16 protein-coding genes and 1 pseudogene are annotated in these 17,755 nt (G+C 69.0%); 6 read left to right on the top strand and 11 right to left on the bottom strand.

The features are described 5' to 3' along the window. Window positions 1–351: 351 nt before the first annotated feature. Entirely contained in the window at window positions 352–999 is a 648-nt protein-coding gene (locus ACFVQ0_RS28125) for a hypothetical protein (protein WP_356452001.1), read from the top strand. A gap of 27 nt (window positions 1,000–1,026) precedes the next feature. Here the strand turns inward: ACFVQ0_RS28125 and ACFVQ0_RS28120 are convergent, their stop codons facing one another. Beyond that, the gene (locus ACFVQ0_RS28120; protein ID WP_390091984.1) at window positions 1,027–1,794 is read right to left on the bottom strand and encodes a transposase; all 768 of its coding nucleotides are present in this window, start codon (window positions 1,792–1,794) and stop codon (window positions 1,027–1,029) included. Window positions 1,795–1,852: 58 nt separating this feature from the next. Here ACFVQ0_RS28120 and ACFVQ0_RS28115 point away from each other — a divergent pair, with 58 nt between their 5' ends. Together ACFVQ0_RS28115 and ACFVQ0_RS28110 are read left to right on the top strand one after the other, a co-directional pair. Continuing rightward, window positions 1,853–2,125, top strand: a complete 273-nt coding sequence (locus ACFVQ0_RS28115) for a YrhB domain-containing protein (protein ID WP_095710962.1) — start codon at window positions 1,853–1,855, stop codon at window positions 2,123–2,125. 248 nt (window positions 2,126–2,373) lie between these two features. Further along, window positions 2,374–3,456 (top strand): hypothetical protein, encoded by a 1,083-nt coding sequence (locus ACFVQ0_RS28110; RefSeq protein ID WP_390091983.1) that lies wholly within the window; start codon window positions 2,374–2,376, stop codon window positions 3,454–3,456. 308 nt (window positions 3,457–3,764) lie between these two features. On the opposite strand, the gene ACFVQ0_RS28105 is transcribed toward ACFVQ0_RS28110, so the two are convergent. Then, window positions 3,765–4,289: an AAA family ATPase gene (locus ACFVQ0_RS28105; RefSeq protein WP_390091982.1), complete on the bottom strand. Its 525-nt coding sequence runs from the start codon at window positions 4,287–4,289 to the stop codon at window positions 3,765–3,767. A gap of 53 nt (window positions 4,290–4,342) precedes the next feature. Further along, window positions 4,343–5,200: pseudogene (locus tag ACFVQ0_RS28100) on the bottom strand (IS5 family transposase). A gap of 88 nt (window positions 5,201–5,288) precedes the next feature. Between ACFVQ0_RS28100 and ACFVQ0_RS28095 the strand changes: the two are divergent. Further along, complete coding sequence (locus ACFVQ0_RS28095) at window positions 5,289–5,453, top strand: hypothetical protein (RefSeq protein ID WP_390091981.1); 165 nt, start codon at window positions 5,289–5,291, stop codon at window positions 5,451–5,453. A 679-nt stretch (window positions 5,454–6,132) separates the two neighbouring features. On the opposite strand, the gene ACFVQ0_RS28090 is transcribed toward ACFVQ0_RS28095, so the two are convergent. Together ACFVQ0_RS28090 and ACFVQ0_RS28085 are read right to left on the bottom strand one after the other, a co-directional pair. Further along, window positions 6,133–7,491: a class I SAM-dependent RNA methyltransferase gene (locus tag ACFVQ0_RS28090; protein ID WP_390091980.1), complete on the bottom strand. Its 1,359-nt coding sequence runs from the start codon at window positions 7,489–7,491 to the stop codon at window positions 6,133–6,135. A 110-nt stretch (window positions 7,492–7,601) separates the two neighbouring features. Next, window positions 7,602–9,650, bottom strand: coding sequence for an APC family permease (locus tag ACFVQ0_RS28085; RefSeq protein WP_390091979.1), 2,049 nt, complete (start codon window positions 9,648–9,650; stop codon window positions 7,602–7,604). Window positions 9,651–10,000: 350 nt separating this feature from the next. Here ACFVQ0_RS28085 and ACFVQ0_RS28080 point away from each other — a divergent pair, with 350 nt between their 5' ends. Together ACFVQ0_RS28080 and ACFVQ0_RS28075 are read left to right on the top strand one after the other, a co-directional pair. Then, on the top strand, window positions 10,001–10,669 hold the full coding sequence (locus tag ACFVQ0_RS28080) for a TrkA family potassium uptake protein (RefSeq protein ID WP_024490560.1): 669 nt from the start codon (window positions 10,001–10,003) through the stop codon (window positions 10,667–10,669). Next, on the top strand, window positions 10,669–11,349 hold the full coding sequence (locus tag ACFVQ0_RS28075; RefSeq protein WP_390091978.1) for a potassium channel family protein: 681 nt from the start codon (window positions 10,669–10,671) through the stop codon (window positions 11,347–11,349). The genes ACFVQ0_RS28080 and ACFVQ0_RS28075 overlap by 1 nt, the downstream gene beginning before the upstream one ends. Window positions 11,350–11,427: 78 nt before the next feature. Here ACFVQ0_RS28075 and ACFVQ0_RS28070 read toward each other — a convergent pair whose 3' ends face one another. From ACFVQ0_RS28070 to ACFVQ0_RS28045, 6 genes are all read right to left on the bottom strand, one after another. Further along, complete coding sequence (locus ACFVQ0_RS28070; protein ID WP_390091977.1) at window positions 11,428–12,207, bottom strand: DUF3159 domain-containing protein; 780 nt, start codon at window positions 12,205–12,207, stop codon at window positions 11,428–11,430. Between the two features lie 3 nt (window positions 12,208–12,210). Then, window positions 12,211–12,627 carry an OB-fold nucleic acid binding domain-containing protein gene (locus tag ACFVQ0_RS28065; RefSeq protein WP_363072544.1) on the bottom strand — a complete coding sequence of 139 codons (417 nt, stop codon included), beginning with the start codon at window positions 12,625–12,627 and terminating at the stop codon, window positions 12,211–12,213. Window positions 12,628–12,713: 86 nt separating this feature from the next. Beyond that, complete coding sequence (locus ACFVQ0_RS28060) at window positions 12,714–13,406, bottom strand: response regulator (protein ID WP_390091976.1); 693 nt, start codon at window positions 13,404–13,406, stop codon at window positions 12,714–12,716. 55 nt (window positions 13,407–13,461) lie between these two features. Then, the gene (locus ACFVQ0_RS28055) at window positions 13,462–16,005 is read right to left on the bottom strand and encodes an ATP-binding protein (RefSeq protein WP_390091975.1); all 2,544 of its coding nucleotides are present in this window, start codon (window positions 16,003–16,005) and stop codon (window positions 13,462–13,464) included. Between the two features lie 160 nt (window positions 16,006–16,165). Continuing rightward, entirely contained in the window at window positions 16,166–16,903 is a 738-nt protein-coding gene (locus ACFVQ0_RS28050; RefSeq protein ID WP_390091974.1) for an ABC transporter ATP-binding protein, read from the bottom strand. Between the two features lie 172 nt (window positions 16,904–17,075). Next, the gene (locus ACFVQ0_RS28045) at window positions 17,076–17,753 is read right to left on the bottom strand and encodes a potassium-transporting ATPase subunit C (protein ID WP_390091973.1); all 678 of its coding nucleotides are present in this window, start codon (window positions 17,751–17,753) and stop codon (window positions 17,076–17,078) included. Window positions 17,754–17,755: the final 2 nt, after the last annotated feature.

The following is a 17,755-nucleotide window of genomic DNA, read 5'->3' as shown; positions in this document are numbered from 1 at the left end:
TCTTCGCCGGCTCCAGAATCGCCACGCACTCCACATGATGCGTCATCGGAAGAATGTCGGCCTGGACGACCGTGCACGAAACCGCAGGTCAGACGTCGTTTTTCGACTCGCCCACGGAGACATACGGGGCTTGGAGCGTCAAATGAGCGTCACGACCGTCGTATTAACGAAGCGGGGAAGATCCCTGCGGCCTTATACGTCGCCGTCGTAACGGCCGTGGTGGTTGACAGCCCGATTCACCCGTACGAAGCACCACTGCACACGAAACGTCTGCAGTGGCCCTAAGGGCTGTCCCGCAACGTTGAGGCGGGCGGTTGAGAGACCGAGAGGTCCGCCGCTTATCCTCCTGTTGTGCAGCTGCCTCGGGATCCGTCGAACGTCGCCTATGCCCTGGTGGCAGCGTTTCCGACCCGTCTTGCCGGTGACGTAAAGAGCGTCCTGGCGGTCATGCCGGAGGCCAGGATCGCGCCGACGATGCCCTTCGAGGTCGAGGTGCAGGGCGAGACCGTCGCCATCCCGTCGCGCATCTACTACGAGGAGCCGAGCCCTGACTCGGAACGGCCGCCCCTGGCCGGAACTCAGCAGGTGATTTTGCACTGCCTGTACTCCCGGCACAGTGATGGCCGGGTCCGCCAGCGGCACCTTGAGCAGATTGTGGCGTCGGGCGAGCCGTGGGTGGTGCCGTTCGTGGTGCAGTTGGCTGGCGAATACGTGCTGGAGATCATCGAGGCGATCGGCCGCGGTCTTCCAGGACTCGCCGTCCCGGGCTCGGCCCAGCGCCGCCTCTACGGGGAGTTCATCGCTCGGAATCCGGCCTTCTTCGCTCGCACTGAGCGGCGCGTGGTGAGCTACTGGTCGTGCTACTACCGCTGGAAGTACGGAGCGTTTGGGACGTATCCCGGATACGTCCTTTTGGAAGCGTTCCGGGCCGCTGTGGTGGAACAGGTGGGCGCGCAGTGGCCGCGGCACACGCCGCACCCCGCTGGCGGACGCGGGTGAGAGACCTGCCTGAGTTCGGCCATGGCCCTATCCAGCAAGGTTGAGATTGTGTAGTCGGGCGATGCCGCGCACGGCGTGGTGGACACCGTCGCCCTTAAGCCGGCAGTCGCGGAGGATTGTCCAGGTCTTCATCCGGGCAAAGACGTGCTCCACTCGCGCACGGACCTGCTTGTGTGAGCGGTTGTGCTCCCGTTTCCAGCCGGGCAGTTCCTCGCCCTGGGTGCGGCGGTGAGGCATGATCAATCCGGTCCCTGGATAGCCGCCATCAGCTAACACGGTCGTCCGGCCGACCGCTGCCTTGGCCCCCGATTCCTCCCACGCCTTGCAGTCGTTCCTGTTGCCGGGCAGCGGCCGACCGACCACAACGACCAGGCGGATGTCGGCATCGATGACGACTTGGTGATTGGTGGAGTACCGATAGTTCTTCGACTGCTCGGCCACCGCATGGTCGCGGGTGGGCACCAACGTGCCGTCCACGATCAACACAGTGCCCTTCGCGAAGCGGCGTCGGGGCGGCAAGGCCAGCAGCGGGCCGATGTGGTCGATGACCCGGTCGGCCGCCGACTTCGAAACCCCGAATAGCAGGGCCAGTTGGCGCATGGTCAAGTTGGTTCGCCAGTAGGCCGCGACCAGGAGAATACGGTCTTCAAGCGACAGGCCCCACGGACGACCAGTCCGTGGTTCGGCTGCACTCTCGCGCTGCACCGCGGTCACCAACTTGCCGAAGGAGCGCGGGCTCAGCCCGGTGAACGGACGTATCCAAGACGGCTCTGACGCCGTGATCACACCAACCACACCAAGATCATCCCAGGCCGGTTAGGGTGCCTTCTCCGAGCCAACGGACTGGAGACGGATGATGGAGCCGGACGAGGCCCTGCAACTCGCGGTGGCGTTTCTCGCGCGCAGCCAGCGCGATGACGAGCCGCCTCTCGCCATCGACGCAGAGCGGGTCCGTGAGAGTAACGGGCTCCTGATCGTGCCCTACAACTCCGTGCAGTACCTCGCCTCGCGCGATGTGGGACAGCAGCTGTTGGACTGCTGGCCCATCCTCGTCGACCTTGAACGCGGAGACGTGCGGTTCGGGACCCTGGACGAGCGGCATCTCTGGAGGACGCCGAGCACCTGACGAGGCTGCGGCTGCCCCGCAATCACAGTTACGGGACAACCCTTAGGCTCGGAGCTCATCAACACCGAGGAGGTGCGGATTTATTTCCGCGAAAGGCTTCGAAAGCGTGAAGGTATTATGAGGCCCTTATGGTGAGTGATGCCGATAGCCTTGGATGATGACCACTCACCGGGACAGCACCCATACGTTCCTTCCCGCTGACCGCGAGGCGCACGCTTCCGCCGCGGTGGCCTGCGCGGAGGTGTCAGGTGGTTGAGCACACCGAGGCCGCGAGCATCCCCGCAGCGCGCGGGCCCGAGAGCTGGCAGCGGCCGGCAGGGGTCGCCTCCGTGGAGACGGTCGGCAGGGTGCACTTCCCTCCGATCACCAACGGCCTGGACTACCTCTTGAGCGCCACCGAGCACTTGGCCCAAGACCCCGTCACAGAGCGCGCGTTGAAGTACGCCATCCTTCACCTCGCCGCCGGCGCCGAAGTCCTCCTCAAGGCCCGCCTCCAGCTAGAGCACTGGTCGTTGGTGTTCAAGGACCCCGGCCAGGCCACCCGCAAGGCTCTCGAGAGCGGCACCCTGATCAGCTGCACGCCCGGCGAGGCGTTGCAGCGCCTGCGCGACATCGCCGACGTGGTCATCGGCGACAAGGACTCGAAGACCCTGACGCAGCTGGCGCAGCACCGCAACGCGCTGCAGCACTACGGCCTGACCGGGCCGTCGACCGAGGCACCCGCCGTGGAGGCGCGCACCGCGGCAGTGCTCGACTTCCTCATTCGGTTCCTCGACGAGGAGCTACTGCCGGCGCTCACTGCGGGCGAACGCCGGTCCGTTCAGGGGGAGATGACGGCGATCCGCAGCCGCCTCGAATCGATCACGAGTTTCGCGAAGAAACGGATGCAGCGGCTGCGCGCCGAGCTCGATCCGGTCCGCGCGCACACCGTGCGGTGCGGCGAGTGCTGGCAGTTCGCCCTCGTCATCGGTGGCCCCCGGCCGCGGTGTCACTTCTGCTGGAACAACCCGTCCGTGGCCTACGCTCTCGCTCACCACGCCCTGATCGAGTTGAATCGGCGCGTCGTCGATGCTGCGTTCTCCGATCTACAGACGGGGAGCCTCGGCCTGGGAGAGCGGTGCGGCAACTGCGGCTGCGACACCGTGATGCACGGGGTCATGACCGCGGCGTACGACGATGAGGACGGCGCTCTGGTTGCGCTGTGCTTCTTCTGCGCCGACGTCTCGCCCACGCAGCCCACGTGCCTGGGCTGCGGCCGACCCCACGACAAGGCTCTCAACGGTTCTCTCGGCTGTCCCGCCTGCCTGCTCGAGTTCAGGGTGGAACAGTGAGCAGACACGAAGCCCTGGACTATTTCGCCTCGACGCCCCGGAGGCGATGGCCGCGCTGCGCCGGTGGATCGTCGCCCTGCGAGAGAACGGCGAGGGCGCGCCGCACCTGACGCTGCTGCGCCGGGTAGACAAGTGGGGCACCCTCGGGCCGGTGAACAAGAAGGGGTGGGGTCATGACGCCGCACGCCGTCAACGAGGCAGTCAAGCGCCTGGCGCGGCGCGTGAAACTCGACGTGCCTAGGGCCCGTCCGGCGGATCTTGTGGTTGTGGGCCTTGGGTAGGGGTTCGTCACGGTGGGGTTGAAGCCGTCAGCCGAACGATGGCCACCGGTCGGCGGCCCACTCACGCCAACTCATCCACCCGGCGGGTGGGCCGTCAGCCGGGTGGCCGCTCAGCTCCGCTGGCTGGGGCACCTCGAAGTGTGTCTGCCCATGCAGGATGTCGGCCTCGGTCATGGGGAAGGTCTCCTGGGCGGCGGCGGCCCAGCGGTGGGCGATCCGCGCCCGCTGGGTCTCGGCATCCACAGGTAGGTATTCCATGCGGAAGGATGCTCCTTCGGTCTCCACCAGCCAGCGGATCGCAGTCCGTTCGTCCTGAGACCAACAGCCGTAGTCCACGACGACGTTAGTGCCGAGCTTGAGCGCCTCCAGGGCGAGCCAGAGCATGCGTCCCTCGATCACGTCACGCTTCCCGTCCGGGACTACCTCGCCGAACAAGGGAAGCAACCAGTCGTCGGGGCTCAGGCGCAGCGCGCCGTGCTCGCCGGCAAGCTGACGAGCTCTCGTGGTTTTTCCGGCCCCCGGCAGGCCGACCATCAGAAACAAAGTGGTCACACTCAGATCGTTTCAAGGAAACGGGATCAACAACCAACGGTTTGTCTGGCTGATCAAGATCTGAGCCACAACCGGACGGCAGCCACGGTGATCGTGCCGTGGAAGACGTAGGCACGCTTGTCGAACCTCGTGGCCACGGCACGGGAGTTCTTCAACCCATTGATCGTCCGCTCGACTTCGTTCCTGCGCTTGTAGATCGTCTTGTCGAAACCGGTAGGCCGACCGCCCTTGCTGCCGCGGGCCTGGCGGTTGGCCCGCTGGTTCTTCGGTTCGGGGATAGTGTGCTTGATCTGGCGTCGTCGCAGGTAGCGGCGGTTGCGGCGGGACGAGTACGCCTTGTCGCCGCCGAGATGGTCGGGGCGGGTCCGAGGACGCCCACCGTCCAGCCGGGCGACACGCACACGGTCCATGACCGGGATGAACTGTGGGGCATCGCCCCACTGCCCCGGGGTGATGAGCAGGGCCAGCGAGGTGGATTTTGCAGGTCAGGCCGCCCCGGGAGCGTCCGAGTCCCTCGTCGGGGCGGTGCTGCCAGGGCGTGCGTCTTTTCCCGGCAGCCGGGGTGCCTTCTTGCGTGCTCCGGCTGCGTGTTGATGGGCCCGGCAGGAGGTCGAGTCCACGCTGACCATCGACCAGTCGATCCTGCCCTCCGCGTCGGCGTCCGCCAGAACAGCCGCGAAGAGTCTGTCCCAGGTGCCATCCGCTGACCAGCGCCGATGCCGCTCGTACACGGTCTTCCACTTGCCGAAACGTGCGGGCAGATCCCGCCACGGCACGCCGGTCCGGTTCCGGTACAGGATCCCGTTGATGATCCTGCGATGGCTGCACCAACGACCGCCCCGCTTGCCGGACTTCGGCAGATGCGGCTTCAGTCGTGCCCATTCTTCACCTGTGAGATCTCCCCGCCCCATGAGCATGCCAACGAGATAAGACCGAGACAGTCACATGATCCCCCGGACAGGCCCTAGCGACGTTACGTCGCACGGGCTGCGCGCCGGCGTGACCACCGACCTGGACCGCCTCGGCTGCTCGGCCCGGGAGATCAAGGAGATCACCAACGACCGGTCCTCGACCGAACAGGTCGAGAAGTACTGGAAGATCGGGCGGCGGCGCGCGGGCAAGAAGGCGGACGACCGGCGGTCCAAGGCCATCACGGAGCTGTAGCAGCTGCGGCCGGAGGCGGATCCGGCCGAGTAGCCGGGGCTCGGCCTTCGTTTCGCAGACGCGGCCCTGCGCACGGCCGTGCGATCGCAAGGAGAGAAGGGGGCGGCACATTCACCGTGGCGCCCCCTCCACCTGTCCGAGAGTGGGAGGAGGTCCTAGCGCAGCCGCACGAACCGCAGGGTCCGGTGCTGCATGGTGCCCACCACCACCTCGGCGATCACCAGGGTGGCGACGCGGCGGCGGCCGCCCGACAGGGTGCTCCCAGCACGCCAGCGACGGCCCGCCCCAGCGCAGGCCGCTGGGCAGCGGGGAGTTCGTGGTCTCGGCCTCCGTCCCGTCCGCCAGGCCGACCGTGACGTGCGTGGGCCGGGCGGCCGGGCCCGCCTAGCACTTCCAGTCGTTTCTGCATTTCAGAAGCGGTGGACGCCGCCTACCACCAGCAGACGAAGAAATTGCTGGCACGCTGCGCAGCCGGCTGAGCGGGAGCGCTCAGCCCCACAAAATTCCCAGCACCTTGCCGCACCCGTACGCTCAGGAGGCTGCCTGACCAGCGGGGCAACACGCCTGATGACCCATCAGAACGAGCGTCAAATGAGCGTCAAGATGCCTCGTAGAGCGTCATTTCAGCGTCAAGATATCGCCCGTAACGCCCACACCGCACATAACGCACACCCGCAGGTCAGGCAGCCTTTGCGATGGGTTCAAGGATCGCCACGCACTCCACATGATGCGTCATCGGGAACAGGTCGAACGCCCGCAGCGTCCGTACCTTGTAACCGCCCTCCGCGAAGTAGGCCAGGTCCCGCGCCAGGGCTGCCGGGTCGCACGCGACGTAGGCGATACGGCGCGCGCCGAGGGCCGAGAGGCGCTTGACGACCTGCTTGCCGGCTCCCGCGCGGGGCGGGTCGAGGACGATGAGGTCGGCCTCTGTGATGCCGGTGCGGGGCAGGATCTGGTCGACCTTGCCGTGCTCGATGCGGACCCGCTCAAGGTCCTTGAGGTTGTGGCGGGCGTCCTCCACCGCGCGCTTGCCGGACTCGATGCCGAGGACCGCGCCCTTGTCGCCGAGGCGTTCCGCGAGGGAGCCGGCGAAGAGGCCGACGCCGCAGTACAGGTCGAGGGCCATTTCGCCCTTGCGCGGCATGAGGCCCTGCATGACCGCCTTCACCAGGGTGTACGCGGCCTGCGGGTGGACCTGCCAGAAGCCGCCGGAGCCGACGCGGTAGGTGCGGTCGTCGGCGCGTTCGCGGACGAAGCCCCGGCCGTGGACGCGGTGGACGCCGCCGTCGTGCTCGTCGACGCGCAGGACCGAGACGGGCTTGTCGAGCTCGACCAGCGGGAGGCGGCCGCCGGTGCGGGGGGTCAGGATGACCTGGCGGTCATTGGAGCCGGTGGCGGCGATGGCCTCCACCGTGGCCATCTGGGGCCAGTCCTGCTTCTCGATGCCGAGCTCGGTGACGCCGGGGGCGGCGATCAGGCACTGGTCGATGATCTCGATGTCGTGCGAGCGGTGCTTGCGCAGGCCGACCCGGCCGTCCTCGTCGATGGCGTACTGGACCCGGGTGCGCCAGGCCGGGACCTCGCCCGGCGGGAGCTTGTCGCCCTCGGCCGGCATGACGGTGCCGTCCCAGCCGGCCTCCTCCGGGGTGAGGCCCGCGAGGTGCTGGAGCTGTTCGGCGATCACTTCGCCCTTGAGCCGTCGCTGGGCGCCGGGCTTGGCGTGCTGCCAGTCGCAGCCGCCGCACTTGCCGGGGCCGGCGAACGGGCACGGGGCCTTCACCCGGTCCTTGGACGCCTCGATGATCTGTACCGCGTCGGCGCGCAGGAAGCGGGACTCGGCCGTGCCGTCGGTGACCTTGGCGATGACCTTCTCGCCGGGGAGCGTGTGGCGGACGAACAGGACCTGGCCCTCGGCCGTGCGGGCGATGCAGTGGCCGCCGTGGGCGACCGGGCCGACCTCGACCTCGTACTCCCGCCCCACGAGCGATTCCACGGTCTGGGCTTCGCCCGTCTGCGGCGAAGTGGATTCGTTCTGCATGAGGGGGAGGCTCCAGAGATCAAAGGGGGAACGGCAGGCGGCCGGACAACAACCTACGAGTCTACGTCGGTGTCGTACGGCCGCTTACCAGGAAGATCGGGCAAGGCGCGTCAGCTCTTGTGCGTGGGCTCCTTGGACCTGCGCTCCACCGGGCCCCGGCGCACCGAGCCGGGGGCGTTCCAGTCGGCGCGCCTGCGGGCGCGCTTCTTGGCCGCTTCGGAGGATTCCAGCTGGTACGGGACCGAGGTGACCATCACACCCGGGGTGAAGAGCAGCCGGCCCTTGAGCCGCAGGGCGCTCTGGTTGTGCAGCAGGTGCTCGTACCAGTGGCCGACGACGTACTCGGGGATGTAGACGCTCACGACGTCGCGCGGGCTCTCCCGGCGCAGGCCCTTGACGTACTCGATGACCGGGCGGGTCACTTCGCGGTACGGGGAGTCCAGGATCTTCAGCGGTACGTTGATGCCGCGCCGCTCCCAGTCCTCCCTGAGGACCTTCGTCTCGGCCGGGTCGACGCTGATGGAGAGCGCCTCCAGGTGGTCAGAGCGGATCAGCTTCGCGTAGGCGAGCGCGCGCAGGGTGGGGCGGTGGAGCTTGGAGACCAGGACGATCGAGTGGACCCGGGAGGGCCTGATGCTCTCGTCGGACGGGGCCTCGTCGGCGGCGATCTCCGCGGCGACCCGGTCGTAGTGCTTACGGATCGCCGTCATCGTGCCGTAGAAGATCACCATGCCGAGCAGCGCGACCCAGGCGCCGTGGGTGAACTTGGTGGCGAGGACGACGACGAGCACCAGACCGGTGAAGAAGGCGCCGAAGGTGTTGATCGCGCGGGAGCGGATCATGTGGCGGCGCTTGAGCGGGTCCTTCTCGGCGCGCAGGTGGCGGTTCCAGTGCCGGACCATGCCGGTCTGGCTCAGGGTGAAGGAGACGAACACGCCGACGATGTAGAGCTGGATCAGCCGGGTCGAGTCGGCCCCGTAGATCACGACCAGCAGGATCGCCGCACCGGCCAGCAGCACGATGCCGTTGGAGAAGGCGAGCCGGTCGCCGCGGGTGTGCAGCTGGCGGGGCAGGTAGCTGTCCTGGGCGAGGATCGAGCCGAGCAGCGGGAAGCCGTTGTACGCGGTGTTCGCGGCCAGGAAGAGGACGAGCGCGGTGGCCGCGGCGAGGATGACGAAGAAGAACGTTCCGTCACCGAACACGGCGGCCGCGACCTGGGAGATCACCGGGTCCTGGACGAAGGACGAGCCGACCGGGGAGCCGTTGCTGATCAGGTCCTTCGCCGGGTTCTCGGCCATCTTCACATCGGTGGCCATGGCCAGCCCGATGATGCCGCAGAACATGGTGACGGCCAGCAGGCCCATCGCCGCGAGGGTGGTGGCGGCGTTCTTGCTCTTGGGCTTGCGGAACGCGGGGACGCCGTTGCTGATCGCCTCGACGCCGGTGAGGGCGGCGCAGCCGGAAGAGAACGCCCGCAGCAGGAGGAAGACGAGGGCGAAGCCCGCCAGGCCTTGGTGCTCGGCCCTGATCGTGTAGTGCGAGGTCGGGGCGTGCATCGTGTCGCCCAGGACGAGTCCCCGGAAGGCACCCCAGATGATCATGATGAAGACGCCGGCCACGAAGAGGTACGTGGGGATGGCGAAGAGCTTCCCGGACTCCTTCACGCCGCGCAGGTTCATCACCGTGAGCAGCACGATGGCCGCGACGGCACTGGCCGTCTTGTGCTCGACGACGAACGGGATCGCGGAGCCGAGGTTCTCCACCCCGGAGGCGATCGACACGGCGACGGTGAGGACGTAGTCGACCAGCAGGGCGCTGGCCACGGTCAGTCCGGCCTTCGGGCCGAGGTTGGTGGTCGCGACCTCGTAGTCGCCGCCCCCGCTCGGGTACGCGTGCACGTTCTGCCGGTACGAGGCGACGACGGTGAACATCAGGACCACGACGGCGACCGCGATCCACGGGCTGAAGTGGTACGCCGACACGCCTGCGATGGACAGCACCAGGAGGACTTCTCCGGGTGCGTACGCCACCGAGGACAGCGGATCGGACGCGAAGACGGGCAGGGCGATGCGTTTGGGGAGGAGCGTCTCCCCCAGCTTGTCGCTGCGCAGGGCCCGTCCGATCAGGATCCGTTTGGGCACGTCGGTCAGTTTGGACACGCTGTGGATCGTAAGGGTTTCGTATGGGGCCCGCCGACGCACCACCCCCGTATCACTTGAATCTCCTGCACTCGGACGGAAAAGCCACGAAATCCTTAACGCAATCCTTGCGCCGATCCGCTCCGAAGAGCTCGGAAACGCGCCGGATCAGTTCGGGAGCCGCCCCTTTGCCATCGTGGACCCGGGGAAAGGACACTCGAATGAGGCAACGCACCCGGCGCCGCATAAGCTCATCCTGGGCAACGGGACGAACCGTTGCCCCATTGTTTGCCCGGCCAGCCGAGGAAAGAGTGTGAGCAGGGTGTTTTCGCAGGTCAGCCGGACGATCAGGACTGCGAGGTAGGCGCAAGGTGCACATCGTCATCATGGGCTGCGGGCGAGTAGGAGCCGCTCTCGCGCAGACCCTGGAGCAGCAGGGGCACACGGTCGCCGTCATCGACCAGGACCCCACCGCATTCCGGCGCCTCGGCTCCGGATTCGGCGGCCGTCGTGTCAGCGGCGTCGGTTTCGACCAGGACACCCTCCGGGAGGCGGGGATCGAAGAGGCCGGCGCGTTCGCGGCGGTCAGCAGCGGCGACAACTCCAACATCATCGCGGCCCGGGTGGCGCGCGAGATGTTCGGCATCGAGAACGTCGCGGCCAGGATCTACGACCCCCGGCGCGCCGAGGTCTACCAGCGGCTCGGCATCCCCACGGTCGCCACGGTGCGCTGGACCGCGGACCAGATGCTGCGGCGGCTGCTGCCCTCGGGCGCGGAGCCGCTGTGGCGGGACCCGAGTGGCGGGGTGCAGCTCGCGGAGGTGCACACCACGCCGTCCTGGATCGGCCACAAGATCAGCACGCTGCAGGAGGAGACGGGCGTCCGCGTGGCGTTCCTCACCCGACTGGGCGAAGCCATACTGCCGTCGTCGCAGACGGTGCTGCAGGAGGGCGATCTGGTCCACGTGATGATGCGTACGGACGAGATCGCGAAGGTCGAGGCGGCCTTCGCCGAGGGCCCTGAGGAGGGCGGTCACTGATGCGTGTCGCGATTGCCGGGGCCGGTGCGGTGGGCCGTTCCATCGCGGCCGAGCTGCTGGAGAACGGTCACGAGGTGCTGCTCGTCGACAAGGCGCCGACCGCCATCTCGGTGGAGCGGGTGCCGATGGCCGAGTGGCTGCTGGCGGACGCCTGTGAGATCACCTCGCTGGACGAGGCGGCTCTGCAGCGCTGCAACGTCGTGATCGCCGCGACCGGCGACGACAAGGTGAACCTGGTCGTCTCGCTGCTCGCCAAGACGGAGTACGGCGTGCCGAGGGTCGTCGCCCGGGTGAACAACCCGAAGAACGAGTGGCTCTTCAACGAGTCCTGGGGCGTCGATGTGGCGGTCTCCACCCCGAGGCTGATGTCGGCCCTGGTCGAGGAGGCGGTGAGCGTCGGTGATCTGGTCCGGCTGCTGCGCTTCAGCCACGGCGACGCCAACCTGGTCGAGCTGACGCTGCCCCCGGAGTCGGCGCTGGCCGGTACCCAGGTCGGGGAGGTGGCATGGCCCGAGGACACCTCGCTGGTCACGATCATCCGCGGCCAGCGGGTGCTGACGCCGAGCACGGAGGAGACCCTGGAGGCCGGTGACGAGCTGCTGTTCGTCGCGGCCCAGGCGCGCGAGGAGCAGCTGGAGGACCTGCTGTCGGTGCGCCAGGGGGACACCCCCGCGAGCTGAGCCGGAAGTGAATGTGAAGGGGCCCGGACCGCCTGTGGCGGTCCGGGCCCCTTCACGTGTTCGCGTACGTCGGCCGGCTCAGTACTCCTGGCCGCGGGCCGCTTCGGCGGCGGCCGCCGCGCGGCTCTGCTCGGCCTCGCGGTCCTTCTCGGCCTGCTCCTCGGCCTCCATCTCGGCGAAGACGTCGATGGGCGGCGGCGCCTTGGCGAGGAAGACCCAGGTGAGGTAGACCGCGAGCAGGAACGGCGGGATCTTCAGTGCCACCAGGACCCAGCCGAACTGGGTGGTGTCGCCCCACCAGTACAGCGGGAAGAGGATCGCGCACTTGGCGAGCAGGATCAGTCCCCAGGCGTAGCTGGCCTTGGCGTAGGCCTTCTTGCGGCCGGGGTTCCTGGTGCGCCAGGAGAGGTTCTCTTTGAAGACCGGGCCCAGGATCAGGCCGATCAGCGGCAGTCCCGCCACCGTGGTGACCAGGTAGGCGAGGGCCAGTCCGAGCGTGTAGATCATGCCCGGGAGATAGAAGTCCTTGGCGTTGCCGGTCATCTTCGCGAAGACGACGCCGAAAGCCACACCGAAGACGCCGCTGAAGGCGTGCTTGACGGTGTCCCTGCGGATGAGCCGGACGGCCACGAGCACCAGCGACACCGCCACGGCCGCGATGGCCGAGTAGGTGAGGTTCTTGTCGATGGTGAAGATCGTGACGAAGAGCAGCCCCGGCAGGACTGTCTCCACCATGCCCCGGATGCCACCGAAGGCCTCGAAGAGCGCGGCCTCTGTGACCGCCTTCGCGTCGGCCTCCTGCTGGTCGGTGCGGGTGGTGGGGTCCGTGTCGGACGTCGGCTTGTCAAAAGACGTCACCGGCTACTCCTTGCCGAGCGGTCGGAGTTCGTATTTGGGGTTGAACAGCACCCGGCGCCCGTGGCTCATGGAGATCCGGCCGGAGGCGATGAGCTTGCGGCCCGGCTCGATGCCCACGATGGAGCGGCGGCCGAGCCAGACCACGTCCAGCGGAGCGGTGCCGTCGAAGAGCTCCGCCTCCAGGGCGGGCACTCCGGCGCGCGGTCGCAGGGTGACCGTCCGCAAGGTACCAGTGACCTTGACGATCTGGCGGTCGCTGCACTCGGAGATCCGGGTGCATCCCGAGGCGTGCGAGTCCTCCGCCAGCTCCTCGCGCTCCAGGTCCTCCTGGGAGCTGGAGAGCCGGTCGAGCATCCGGCGGAAGCGCCCGGACGGCCGCTCGGCCTTCCCGGCCTTCTCGAATCGAGGGACAGCACTCATAACCGAAGCGTACCGGTCCCCGGAGGTCGTGGCGGGTGGCCACCGTCTCACTCGAACGGGTTACGGGAAGAAGCGGGCGGCTGACGTCAGGCCCGCTCGAAGCGATAGCCCATCCCCGGTTCGGTGACGAAGTGCCGGGGGTGGGCGGGATCGGCCTCCAGCTTGCGCCGGAGCTGCGCCATGTAGACCCGCAGATAGTTGGTCTCGGTCCCGTAGGACGGTCCCCAGACCTCCTGGAGCAGCTGCTTCTGGCTGACCAGCCGGCCGCTGTTGCGGACCAGCACCTCCAGCAGGTGCCACTCGGTGGGGGTGAGCCGTACGTCCCGGCCCTCGCGCTGGACCTTCTTGGCGGCCAGGTCGACGGTGAACCCCGTGGTCTCGACGATCACGGCCTGGTCGCCGCCGTCCGGTCCGACGGGCTCGGCGCGGCGTACGGAGGCGCGCAGCCGGGCCAGCAGCTCGTCCATGCCGAACGGCTTGGTGACGTAGTCGTCGGCCCCCGCGTCCAGCGCCTCGACCTTCTCGTCGGAGGTGTGCCGGGCCGAGAGCACCAGGATCGGCACCCGGGTCCAGCCTCGCAGCCCCCTGATGACCTCGACCCCGTCCATGTCGGGCAGCCCGAGGTCCAGCACGACGACGTCGGGGTGGCGGGCGGCGGCGAGCTGGAGGGCGGTCGCTCCGTCGGGCGCGGCGTCCACCTCGTACTTGCGCGCCTTCAGGTTGATCACGAGGGCGCGTACGATCTGCGGCTCGTCGTCGACCACAAGCACCCGGGTCATCTCGGTCCTGCCTCTCTGCTGTACGGGGGTTGTGCGGCGGTCTGCGGTACGTGGGTCATGAGGTGACCCGCGCGGGCAGGTCGGGGGCGACCGGGAGGTGTCCCGAGGCCGCGCCGAGGGTCAGGACCATGGTGAGGCCGCCGCCGGGGGTGTCCTCCGCGTCCAGCGTGCCGCCCATGGACTCCACGAAGCCGCGGGCCACGGCGAGGCCCAGGCCGACGCCGGCGCCGCGCGGGGCGTCGCCGTAGCGCTGGAAGGGTTCGAAGATGCGTTCCTTGCCGTCGTCGGGGACGCCCCGGCCCCGGTCGGCCACCCGTAGCTCGACGCGGGCGCCGAGCGCGCTGGCGGCCACCGTGACGCGGTCGCCATCCGGGCTGTACTTGACGGCGTTCTCGACGATGTTGGCTACGGCCCGCTCCAGCAGCCCGGGGTCGACGGCGACCATCGGCAGCGTCTCGGGGATGTCGAGCTCGACGCTGTCCTCCGGCACCCCGCCCAGGGCCATCGGCACGACCTCGTCGAGGTCGATCTCGCGGATCAGCGGGGTGACGGTGCCGGTCTGCAGCCGGGACATGTCGAGGAGGTTGCCCACCAAGTGGTCGAGGCGGTCGGCGCCGTCCTCGATGCCTTCCAGGAGCTCGGCCTCGTCGTCCTGCGACCAGGCGACGTCGTCGGAGCGCAGGGAGCTCACGGCGGCCTTGATGGCGGCGAGCGGGGTGCGCAGGTCGTGGCTGACGGCGGCCAGCAGCGCGGTCCTGATCCGGTTGCCCTCGGCGAGCCGGCGGGCCTCCTCCGCCTCTCCGACGAGGCGCTGGCGGTCCAGGACGACGGCGGCCTGGGCGGCGAAGGCGCCGAGCACCCGGCGGTCCTCCGCGGGCAGCACCCGGCCGGACAGCGCGAGGGCCATGTGGTCACCGACGGGCATGTCCACATCGGCCTCCTCCGGCCGGGCGACCGGCCCCGGTCCGACGCTCCCGGCACACGTCCAGGGATCGACGTCGCTCTGCCGCTCCAGCAGGGCGACGGACTCCATGCCGAAGGTCTCGCGGACCCGGTCGAGCAGCGCGGCCAGGGTCGTCTCGCCGCGCAGCACGCTGCCGGCCAGGAAGGACAGGATCTCGGACTCGGCGCGCAGTCTGGCGGCCTGGTGGGTGCGGCGGGCCGCCAGGTCGACGACGGAGGCCACCGCGACGGCCACCGCGAAGAAGATCACGATGGCGACGAAGTTCTCGGGGTCCTGGACGGTCAGGGTGTGGGTGGGCGGGGTGAACCAGTAGTTCAGCAGCAGCGATCCCGCGGCGGCCGAGGCGAGGGCCGGCAGCAGCCCGCCGAGCAGGGCGGCGGCCACGGTCATGAAGAGGAAGAGCAGGACGTCGTTGGCGAGCCCCGGACCGTTCTCCAGTCCCTTGAGGAGCAGCGCGAGAAGGACCGGCCCGCCCACGCCTACGATCCAGCCCCAGATGATCCGGGCCCGGCCGAGCCGGGCGCCCCGGGCGATGGGCAGGCCCCTGCCCTTGGCGACCTCGTCGTGGGTGACGATGTGGACGTCGAGGTCGGTGCCGGACTCGCGGGCGACGGTGGCGCCGACGCCGGGACCGTAGATGTACTGCCAGGCCTTGCGGCGGCTGGAGCCGAGGACGATCTGGGTGGCGTTGACACCCCGGGCGAATTCGAGCAGGGCCGAGGGTATGTCGTCGCCGATGACGTGGTGGAAGGTGCCGCCGAGGTCCTCGACGAGCGTGCGCTGGACGGTGAGCTCCTTGGGCGAGGCCGAGGTGAGTCCGTCGCTGCGGGCGATGTAGACGGCGAGGATCTCGCTGCCGGAACCCTTGGCCGCCATCCGGGAGGCGCGGCGGATGAGGGTGCGGCCCTCGGGGCCGCCGGTGAGCCCGACGACTATGCGTTCGCGGGCCTGCCAGGTGGTGCGGATGTTGTGCTCGCCCCGGTACTGCTGGAGGTATTCGTCGACCCGGTCGGCCACCCAGAGGAGGGCCAGCTCGCGCAGGGCGGTGAGGTTGCCGGGGCGGAAGTAGTTGGAGAGCGAGGCGTCGATCCGGTCCGGCTTGTAGATGTTGCCGTGGGCCATCCGCCTGCGCAGCGCCTGGGGCGACATATCGACCAGTTCGAGCTGGTCGGCTCGGCGGACGACCTCGTCGGGCACGGTCTCGCGCTGGCGTACGCCGGTTATCGACTCGACGACGTCGCCGAGGGACTCCAGGTGCTGGATGTTGACGGTGGAGACCACGTCGATGCCGGCCTGGAGGAGTTCCTCGACGTCCTGCCAGCGCTTGGCGTTGCGGGAGCCGGGCACATTGGTGTGCGCCAGTTCGTCCACCAGGGCGACGGCGGGCGCGCGCTCCAGGATCGCGTCGACGTCCATCTCGGTGAAGACCGCGGAGCGGTACTCGATCTCGCGGCGCCCGGTCTGTTCGAGGCCGTGCAGCATGACCTCGGTGCGCGGGCGGTCGTGGTGCTCGACGAAGCCGATGACGCAGTCCGTGCCCCGCTCCACCCGGCGGTGCGCCTCGGAGAGCATGGCGTACGTCTTGCCGACGCCCGGTGCCGCACCGAGGTAGATCCGAAGTTTGCCGCGCGCCATGGCCCCATCGTCTTTCCGAAACCGGCTGCGGCCGATGCGGCAGCCACTGTCGAAGCTACCTCGTGAATTTCCGGCATATCGGACGGGGGGTGCTGGAGCCGACCGTATTGACGTAATTCTGATGCCCGGCCGGGCCGGCTCCCGCGGTCCTGGAGAGCCCTCAGGCGTGTTCGACGATGTGCCCGTCGCTGAGCTCCAGGACCCGGTCCGCGAGGCCGAGCAGCTGGGCGTCGTGGGTGGCGACGAGCGCGGTGACGCCCTCGCTGTGCACGACCGCGCGCAGCAGCTCCATCACCGCGAGGCCGGTCTCCGCGTCGAGCTGTCCGGTGGGCTCGTCCGCGATCAGCAGGGCGGGCCGGTTGGCGAGGGCTCTGGCGATCGCCACCCGCTGCTGCTGGCCGCCGGAGAGCTCGCCGGGGCGCTGGGCGGCGTGGTCCGCGAGGCCGACCAGGGAGAGCAGCAGCGACACCCGCTCCTCGCGCTCGCGCGGCTCCGCCTTGCGCAGCCGCATGGGTACGCCGACGTTCTCCGCCGCCGTCAGGATGGGGATCAGGCCGAAGGACTGGAAGATGAAACCGATCCGGTCGCGGCGCAGTTCCAGCAGCCCGTTCTCGCCGAGCGTGGAGAGGTCGGTGCCGTCCACGGTGATCCGGCCGCTGTCGGGGCTGTCGAGCCCTCCGACGAGGTTCAGCAGGGTGGTCTTTCCGGAGCCGGACCGCCCCTTGAGCGCGACGAGCTCGCCGCGCGGCACCTCGAAGGACACCCCGCGCAGCGCGTGCGTGGCAGCGGCCCCGGAGCCGTACGAGCGGTGCAGGTCGTCGACCCGGACCATGGGCCGCTCCGTGACGGCCGTGCCGCCCTTCCCGCCGGTGCCCGCCGCGTCGGTGCTCTCGGTCATGTCGCTCCCCGTACGTACTCGGTCCTGTCGGCCGCCAGTATGTGCGGGAGGCCCGGTGACGGGCAATGCCCGGGTCGGGCCTAGGGCGTGTCTTGAAAGTGGCGTCGTCCGCCCGCCGGGCAGACGAGACTTTCAAAACACGCCCTAGGCCCGACCCGGGCGTCGTGGCCGGTCAGCGCCCGGCCGAGGCGTTCACGAGCTGCTTCAGGGCGATGTTCAGCCGGAGCACGTTGACCCTCGGTTCACCCGCGAAGCCCAGGATCCGGCCGTCGGTGTGCCGCTCGACCAGCTTCGCCACCCGCGCCGGGTCCAGGTGGTTGCGCTCGGCGACCCGGCGGACCTGGAGCCGGGCGTACGCCGGGGAGATGTCCGGGTCGAGACCCGATCCGGAGGAGGTGACGGCGTCGGGCGGCACCTGCGCGGGGCTGACGGGGTGGCCGGGGACGGAGTTGTCCTTCACGGCCGCGGCCTTGGCGGCGGTGACCTGGTCGATCAGCTCCTTGTTGTCACCGGAGCGGTTGGTCGCGCCGGATACCAGCAGCGAGTACCGCGTGTTGACGCTGTTGGTGCCGAGACCGTTGGAGGGGCGCGGCTGGAACCACCTGAGGTCCGGGGCCGGGGTCTCCTGGCCCTTCTTGAGCGGCAGGTCGTAGCGCTGTCCGATGAGTGCGGAGCCGACGGTCTCGCCGTTCGCGGTGATCTCGGAGCCGCCCGCCCGGCCCGGCATGAGTCCCTGGGCGACCCCGGTGACGGCGAGCGGGTAGAGGACGCCGCAGACCAGGGTGAGGACGAGCAGGGCGCGCAGGGCGGGCCCGAGCGGCCGGACGGAGTTCGCGAATGAGTTGTTCATGG

It is taken from the genome of Streptomyces sp. NPDC057900 (genome assembly GCF_042887885.1).
GTDB lineage: Bacteria > Actinomycetota > Actinomycetes > Streptomycetales > Streptomycetaceae > Streptomyces.
Note: the sequence above shows the minus strand (reverse complement) of the source record. Positions and strands in the feature narration are given on the sequence as shown.

What these genes read in the sequence shown, in the direction of transcription:
- ACFVQ0_RS28055 (WP_390091975.1), bottom strand. Translation starts at nt 16,005, where the DNA reads ATGGCGCGCGGCAAACTTCGGATCTACCTCGGTGCGGCACCGGGCGTC.
- ACFVQ0_RS28060 (WP_390091976.1), bottom strand. Translation starts at nt 13,406, where the DNA reads ATGACCCGGGTGCTTGTGGTCGACGACGAGCCGCAGATCGTACGCGCC.
- ACFVQ0_RS28045 (WP_390091973.1), bottom strand. Translation starts at nt 17,753, where the DNA reads ATGAACAACTCATTCGCGAACTCCGTCCGGCCGCTCGGGCCCGCCCTG.
- ACFVQ0_RS28065 (WP_363072544.1), bottom strand. Translation starts at nt 12,627, where the DNA reads ATGAGTGCTGTCCCTCGATTCGAGAAGGCCGGGAAGGCCGAGCGGCCG.
- ACFVQ0_RS28090 (WP_390091980.1), bottom strand. Translation starts at nt 7,491, where the DNA reads ATGCAGAACGAATCCACTTCGCCGCAGACGGGCGAAGCCCAGACCGTG.
- ACFVQ0_RS28050 (WP_390091974.1), bottom strand. Translation starts at nt 16,903, where the DNA reads ATGACCGAGAGCACCGACGCGGCGGGCACCGGCGGGAAGGGCGGCACG.
- ACFVQ0_RS28115 (WP_095710962.1), top strand. Translation starts at nt 1,853, where the DNA reads ATGATGGAGCCGGACGAGGCCCTGCAACTCGCGGTGGCGTTTCTCGCG.
- ACFVQ0_RS28075 (WP_390091978.1), top strand. Translation starts at nt 10,669, where the DNA reads ATGCGTGTCGCGATTGCCGGGGCCGGTGCGGTGGGCCGTTCCATCGCG.